At 76.1% G+C, this 6,735-nt stretch carries 8 protein-coding genes; 6 read left to right on the top strand and 2 right to left on the bottom strand.

Annotated features, from left to right (window positions below):
* Window positions 1-748: ATP-grasp ribosomal peptide maturase (locus ACOV8S_RS09100; RefSeq protein ID WP_448317197.1), on the top strand; the 748-nt coding region annotated here is incomplete at its 5' end.
* 35 nt (window positions 749-783) lie between these two features.
* On the opposite strand, the gene ACOV8S_RS09095 is transcribed toward ACOV8S_RS09100, so the two are convergent.
* Both ACOV8S_RS09095 and ACOV8S_RS09090 read right to left on the bottom strand, forming a co-directional pair.
* Window positions 784-1,347 (bottom strand): roadblock/LC7 domain-containing protein, encoded by a 564-nt coding sequence (locus ACOV8S_RS09095; protein ID WP_448317196.1) that lies wholly within the window; start codon window positions 1,345-1,347, stop codon window positions 784-786.
* 104 nt (window positions 1,348-1,451) lie between these two features.
* Entirely contained in the window at window positions 1,452-1,880 is a 429-nt protein-coding gene (locus ACOV8S_RS09090) for a hypothetical protein (RefSeq protein WP_448317195.1), read from the bottom strand.
* A 234-nt stretch (window positions 1,881-2,114) separates the two neighbouring features.
* Between ACOV8S_RS09090 and ACOV8S_RS09085 the strand changes: the two genes are divergently transcribed.
* From ACOV8S_RS09085 to ACOV8S_RS09065, 5 genes are all read left to right on the top strand, one after another.
* On the top strand, window positions 2,115-2,606 hold the full coding sequence (locus ACOV8S_RS09085; protein ID WP_448317406.1) for a DUF5709 domain-containing protein: 492 nt from the start codon (window positions 2,115-2,117) through the stop codon (window positions 2,604-2,606).
* Window positions 2,603-3,127: a 2Fe-2S iron-sulfur cluster-binding protein gene (locus ACOV8S_RS09080; protein ID WP_448317194.1), complete on the top strand. Its 525-nt coding sequence runs from the start codon at window positions 2,603-2,605 to the stop codon at window positions 3,125-3,127. The genes ACOV8S_RS09085 and ACOV8S_RS09080 overlap by 4 nt, the downstream gene beginning before the upstream one ends.
* Window positions 3,124-4,116 carry an FAD binding domain-containing protein gene (locus ACOV8S_RS09075; protein ID WP_448317193.1) on the top strand — a complete coding sequence of 331 codons (993 nt, stop codon included), beginning with the start codon at window positions 3,124-3,126 and terminating at the stop codon, window positions 4,114-4,116. The genes ACOV8S_RS09080 and ACOV8S_RS09075 overlap by 4 nt, the downstream gene beginning before the upstream one ends.
* Before the next feature lie 64 nt (window positions 4,117-4,180).
* On the top strand, window positions 4,181-6,304 hold the full coding sequence (locus ACOV8S_RS09070; protein ID WP_448317192.1) for a xanthine dehydrogenase family protein molybdopterin-binding subunit: 2,124 nt from the start codon (window positions 4,181-4,183) through the stop codon (window positions 6,302-6,304).
* A 96-nt stretch (window positions 6,305-6,400) separates the two neighbouring features.
* The coding region (locus tag ACOV8S_RS09065) for a YkvA family protein (protein ID WP_448317191.1) at window positions 6,401-6,735 on the top strand (335 nt) is incomplete at its 3' end.

Below are 6,735 nucleotides of genomic sequence, written 5' to 3'. Positions count from 1 at the left end.
GCGGTCGGTGTGGGTGCGCCGGCCGGGCGTACCGGGCAGCGCCGCCGAGCAGGCCTCCGCCTGGCTCACCCAGGAGGCGTCACAGGCGCTGTACGGGATGCTGCGGGGCAGCGGCGCCCGCTGGATGAACCCTCCGGAGGCGGCGTACCTGGCCCGGCACAAGCCCTGGCAACTGCGGCTGGCCCAGGAGTGCGGGCTCCCGGTCCCCGCCACCCTGATCACCACGGTGCCGCACGACGCGCGGGACTTCGCCCGCCGCCACCGCGAACTGGTCGTCAAACCCGTGTCGGGGACGCACCCGCAGGATCCGCCGCTGGTGGTGCCCACCAGCCGGGTGCCCCCGGACGCCGACTTCGACGCGGTGGCGCTCGGGCCGACGCTGTTGCAGCAACTCGTCGTCAAGCGGGCGGACATACGGCTGACGGCGGTGGGCGACCGGCTCCTCGCGGCCCGCAAGGAGGTCTCCCCCGACGCGTCCGCCGACGACGTCGACGTCCGTTTCGCCCCCTCCGCGCACGCCTGGCGGCCGGTGGGGGTGCCTAGGCGGGTGGCCGAGGGCGTGCTCGGTTACCTCGAGGCCGCCCGTCTCGCCTACGGAGCCTTCGACTTCGCGGAGGACGCACGGGGCCACTGGTGGTTCCTCGAGTGCAACCAGTCCGGGCAGTTCGCCTTCGTCGAGCTCGACACGGGTCAGCCCATCACGGACGCCGTGGCGGCCTGGCTGGCCCGGCCCGCGCCGCGCGGCTAAGTTCGGGCCGCCGGCCTTCAGGCAGCCGCCGGCCCTCAGGCCGAGGAGCGCGACCCGGAGGAGCGGGGTCCGTTGCCCTGGCGGCGGCCGGCCCGGGCGGCCCCCGGGGAGCGGACGGGAAGGGTCCCCGGCTGTTCGCTCCCCGCCGCCGCAGCACGGCCCGCCCCGGCGCCCGCCGGCGCCGGCCGAGCGCCGTCCGGTGAGACGCCGGGAAGGGCGGGCACCATCGCCGCCAGCCTGAGGCCGGCGCGGCGGCCCTCCAGGTGGAGCCGGCCGACGTTGACCCGGTCTCCGGCGAGCAGGGTGAGCACCGCCGCCCCGCCCGCCGCGTAGGTGGCCACGTAACCGCCGGACCCGCGCACCAGCAGCTCGCGGAAGTCCCCGCGCCCCGCGGCGTCGGAGAGCCGCGCGCCGACCCCCAGGGCGGCGGCGGTGAGCGCGGCCAGCCCCTCGGGCTCGGTGCCGGGAGGCGTCTCGTGGGCCAGCACCAGTCCGTCGGCGCTGGCCAGCAGCGCCCCGGTCAGTTCCGGAACCCGGGAACGCAGCCCGCGCAGTTCCTCCCTGATCTCGGCCTCGTCGATCACTGCGGCGCCGGTCATCGGCCCGCTCCCTTCGCCTCGCCCGTCAACGCCTTCGTCGTCCGCCACGTCCGCGTCCTTCGCGCCGAGCGGGCCGTCGTCCGCGCGACGCCGCCCCGGCAGCCTCATCCGAGCACCAGCCGGTCGACGACCTCCGCCAGCCGGATCCGGGCCATCGCGAGGTTGCCCTCGGCCCGGTCGAGCCACAGGTGGAGGCAGACGCTGCCGTCGAAGGCGGTGGGCACGAAGCGCAGCACGTGGTAGGCCGAGGCGGTGGTGACGATCACGTCCTCGACCGGCGGCTGCCGGCCCGGCTCGCCCGCCGGGCCCTCCGCCGGGCCGTCCCCGCCCGCCGCTCCGGCGGGGGCGAAGACGCGGTGCTCGGAGCTGATCCGGGCGACCTCGGCGACCTCCGCGGCCGCCGCCTCCCGGTCCTTGCCGGGGGCTTCTCCGACGGCGCCCAGGGAGAGCCCGCTGATCCAGTCGACCAGTGCGGCGCCGCGTGCTCCCGGCTGCCGCATGATCTCCCGCAGGCTCTCGTCGATTCCGGGCACGCCGAATCCCCTCCCCCGTCGCTCGGTGTCCGCGGACGCGACCCGAGACTACGGAATGTGCCGACCCCCGTTCGGGGCTTTGGCATTTTCATTTGGAACATGCACGAATTGGGACCGCTTGGTGGTCGTGATCGATCACGGCGCGGCCGGGGCGTCCGGGTGGCGCCCGCGGCCGGGGGGTGTCAGGCGACCGGCGCTGGATACGCGGTCCCCATGACTGACCCGACAGACGCGATGGACGGCAACACCGACGGCCAGGACTTCGGTGACGAGGTGTACCAGCCGCAGGGCGGCACCGAGGGCCGCGAGGACGACGGCATCCTGGACCCCGAGGACACCCTCAACGAGCGCGAGACCGAGCCCTACGACGAGGGGTATTCGCCGCCCGAGCGGCCGCTGGGCGTGGACAACCACGGCACCACGGCCCGCGAGCAGCGCGAGGGCGAGACCCTCGACGAGCGGCTGGCCGAGGAGCGGCCCGACCCGGCGGCGGAGCCCCGGGTGGACGGTGACGGCGTGGGCGACCTGCCCGGCGGCGAGGGCGAGCCCCTGGACGACGAGGTGGGCGAGGAGCGCGCCGGGCGGCTGGTGGCCCCGGACGAAGGGGCCCGCGAGGACGCCGAGAAGGACATGGTGGCCGAGGACGTGGGCATCAGCGGCGGCGCCGCCTCGGCGGAGGAGGCCGCGGTGCACCGCGTCCCCGACGAGGACGAGCGGTCGCTGTGACACCTCGCGCCTCCCGCACGACGCTCACCGTCAACGGCCGGGAGCACGCGCTGGACGTCGACAACCGGCGCGTCCTGCTGGACCTGCTGCGCGAGGACCTGGACCTGACCGGGGCCAAGAAGGGCTGCGACCACGGCCAGTGCGGCGCCTGCACGGTGCTGGTCGACGGGCGACGGATGAACAGCTGCCTGCTGCTCGCCGTCGCCCTCGACGGCAGCGAGGTCACCACCGTGGAGGGGCTCGCCGGCGAGGACGGCGAGCCCCATCCGCTGCAGCGGGCGTTCCTGGAGCGGGACGCCTTCCAGTGCGGCTACTGCACGCCCGGTCAGCTGTGCTCGGCCGTGGGCGTGCTGGCCGAGGCGGCCGCCGGACATCCCTCCGCGGTCACCGGCCCCGAGGCCGAGGCGGGTGAGCCGGCGCCGCTGGGCGCGGCGGAGATCCGCGAGCGGATGAGCGGCAACCTGTGCCGTTGCGGGGCGTATCCGCGCATCGTCGAGGCCGTGGAGGACGTCGTCCCGTGAAGACCTTCGACTACGTCCGGGCCCGCACGGTGGAGGAGGCGACCGCCGCCTTCGCCGCGACCCCGGGCGCCCGCTACCTGGGTGGCGGCACCAATCTGGTCGACCTGATGAAGCTCGGGGTGGAGCGCCCGGACGCCCTGGTGGACGTCTCCCGCCTTCCGCTGGACACGGTCGGTGAGCTGCCGGACGGCTCCCTGCGCGTCGGCGCCACCGTCCGCAACAGCGACCTGGCCGCCCACCCGCTGGTGCGCGAGGGCTGGCCGGCCCTGTCCCGGGCGCTCCTGTCCGGCGCCTCGGGCCAGCTGCGCAACGCCGCCACGACCGGCGGGAACCTGCTGCAGCGCACCCGCTGCTCGTACTTCCAGGACCTCTCCAAGCCGTGCAACAAACGGGAGCCCGGCAGCGGCTGCGGGGCGAGGGAGGGCGTGCACCGCGACCACGCCGTGCTCGGCCACTCCCCGCACTGCGTGGCCACCCACCCCTCCGACATGGCGGTGGCCCTCGCCGCGCTGGACGCCCGCGTCGAGCTGACCGGGCCGGACGGGGAGCGTGAGGTGGCGGCCGACGTGTTCCACCGGCTGCCCGGCGACCGCCCGGAGCTGGACACCGAGATCCGTCCCGGCGAGCTGGTCACCGCGGTGGTGCTGCCCGCCGCGACCCGCGGCCTGCCGTCGGCGTACCGCAAGGTCCGCGAGCGGGCCTCCTACGCCTTCGCGCTGGCCTCCGCCGCGGTGGTGCTGCGTGTCGAGGACGGGGTGGTGGCCCGGGTGGGCATCGCGCTGGGCGGTGTGGCGCACCGGCCGTGGCGGGCACGCCGGGCCGAGGAGGCCCTCACCGGCGCGGCACCGTCCAGGGCCGCGTTCGAGCACGCCCTGGATCTCGAACTCGCTGCGGCGAAACCGCTGCGGGACAACGGCTACAAGGTGCCGCTGGCCCGCTCCCTCACCGTCGACGTGCTCACCCGTCTCGCCGCACGGCCCGTCGGCTGACCCGCCGGTCCCGGCCGGCCCACCGCTTCGGACGTCGCCCGACGTCACCCGCAGGAGGATCCCCATGTCCGACGCCCCCGCCGCGCTCGGCGCCCCCGTCGTCCGCCGGGAGGGCCTGGACAAGGTCACCGGCCGTGCCCGCTACGCCGTCGAGCACCGCCTGCCCGGTCTCGCCCACGCCTGGCCGGTCCTGTCCCGGGTGGCCTCCGGCCGGGTGGAGCGGGTCGACGCCTCCACGGCCCTGGCCGTGCCGGGCGTGCTGGCGGTGCTCACCCACGAGAACGCGCCGCGCCTCGCGGAGCCGGACGACCCGACGCTCGCGGTCCTCCAGGACGACCGGGTGCCGCACCGCGGGTGGGTCGTCGCCCTGGTGGTCGCCGAGACCCTGGAGGCCGCCCGCGAGGGCGCCGGAGCCGTGGAGGTCGCGTACCTGGCGCTGGACCACGACGTGCTGCTGACCCCGGACCGCCCGGACGCCTACGTGCCCGAGAAGGCCAACGGCGGACATCCGGCCCTGCGCGAGCACGGCGACCCGGACGGCGCGTTCGCCTCCTCCCCGGTGCGGGTGGACACCGCGTACCGGGTGCCGCCGCTGCACAACCACCCGATGGAGCCGCACGCCTCCACCGCGCGCTGGAGCGACGGCCGGCTGGAGGCATGGTGCTCCAGCCAGGGCACCACCAAGGTCCGGCAGACGCTGGCCGCCATGTTCGAGGTGCCGGAGGACTCCGTCACGGTGCGCGCCGAACACGTCGGCGGCGGCTTCGGGTCGAAGGGCACGCCGCGCCCCGACGTGGTGCTGGCCGCCATGGCGGCGCTGCACACGGGGCGGCCGGTCGCCCTCGCGCTGCCCCGCCGCGACCTGCCCGCCCTGGTGGGCCACCGCGCCACGACGCTGCACCGGGTGCGGCTGGGGGCCGGCGAGGACGGCCGGATCCGCTCGCTGGTCCACGAGGTGACCACCTACAGCTCGCGGGTGAAGGAGTTCGTCGAGCAGGCCGCCGTGCCGGGCCGCACCATGTACACCGCACCGCACAGCCGGACCGCGCACCGGGTGGCCCGGCTGGACGTCCCCACCCCCTCCTGGATGCGCGCCCCCGGCGAGACGCCCGGCATGTACGCGCTGGAGTCGGCGATGGACGAACTGGCCGAGGCCCTGGGCATGGACCCCATCGAGCTGCGGGTGGTCAACGACTGCCGCACCGAGCCGGACACCGGCAAGCCGTTCAGCAGCCGCCACCTGGTGGAGTGCCTGCGCGAGGGCGCCCGCCGGTTCGGCTGGGAGGGCCGCGATCCGAGGCCGGGGGCGCGCCGGGCGGGACAGGTGCTCACCGGCACGGGCGTGGCGTCGGCCACCTACCCGGTGCTGGTCTCCCCCAGTACCGCCACGGCGCGGGCGCTGCCGGACGGCAGCTTCCTGGTGCGGGTGAACGCCACCGACATCGGCACCGGGGCCCGCACGGTGCTCGGCCAGGTCGCCGCCGAGGCGCTGGGCGCGCCGGGCGACCGGGTGCGGATCGAGATCGGCGACAGCGACCTGCCCGCCGCGCCGCTGGCCGGAGGCTCGTCGGGGACGGCCTCCTGGGGCTGGGCGGTGCACGAGGCCTGCGTCCGGCTGGTGCGCCGGCTCGCCGTGTACCAGGGCACGCTGCCCCCCGAGGGGCTGGAGGAACACGCCGACACCGCGGGACTGGCCGACGCGGAGAGCGACCACGCCCGGCATGCCTTCGGGGCGCACTTCGCCGAGGTCGGGGTCGACACCGTCACCGGTGAGGTCAGGGTGAACCGCCTGATGGGCGTATACGCGGCCGGGCGCATCCTCAATCCGCGCACGGCGCGCTCGCAGTTCGTCGGCGGGATGGTGATGGGGCTCGGCATGGCCCTCACCGAGGGATCCACCCTGGACCCGGCCTTCGGGGACTTCGCCGAACGTGACCTGGCCGCCTACCACGTGCCGGTCCACGCGGACGTCCCGTCGGTGGAGGCGCACTGGATCGAGGAGGACGACCCGCACCTCAACCCGGTCGGCGGCAAGGGCATCGGGGAGATCGGCGTGGTGGGGACGGCCGCGGCCGTGGGCAACGCCTTCCACCACGCGGTGGGCGTCCGGGTCCGGGAGCTGCCCCTCACCCCCGACCGGGTGCTGGAGGCGCTCTGCGAGCAGGGGACGGCCCACCACCGGGCGTGACCTCGGCCACGACAGGGGTCGTACGGGCCCTTCGTCGGGGAAGCTGAAGAGGAGGGCGACGCACCGGCGCCGCCCTCCTCGCTCTGGAGGTGTGCGGTGGACGAGCGGACGACGCTGGTGGTGATCGTGCTCGCCGTGGCGGTCGCGGTGGTCGTGCTGGCGGTCGCGGTGCGGCTGCTGCTGCGGCTGGTGCGCACCCGCCGCGCGCTGCGCCAGGCCGGTCTGCCGACCGGCCCGAAGTGGGTCTTCTGGGGCGCGGTCGCCTACCTGGTGCTGCCGGCCGACCTGGTCCCCGACCCGGTGTACCTCGACGACATCGGCGCCCTGCTGCTGGCCCTGCGCAGCATGCGCGCGGCGCTGCCCAAGGGCATGACGCTGCCGGGGCGGCCCCGCGCGGCGGCTCACGGCGCGGCGGGCGCCCCGGGTGCGGC

This window comes from Streptomyces sp. CO7 (genome assembly GCF_053474865.1).
Note: the sequence above shows the minus strand (reverse complement) of the source record. Positions and strands in the feature narration are given on the sequence as shown.

Coding starts and splice junctions, on each gene's coding strand:
- ACOV8S_RS09070 (WP_448317192.1), top strand. CDS start 4,181: ATGTCCGACGCCCCCGCCGCGCTCGGCGCCCCCGTCGTCCGCCGGGAG.
- ACOV8S_RS09095 (WP_448317196.1), bottom strand. CDS start 1,347: ATGACCGGCGCCGCAGTGATCGACGAGGCCGAGATCAGGGAGGAACTG.
- ACOV8S_RS09085 (WP_448317406.1), top strand. CDS start 2,115: ATGGACGGCAACACCGACGGCCAGGACTTCGGTGACGAGGTGTACCAG.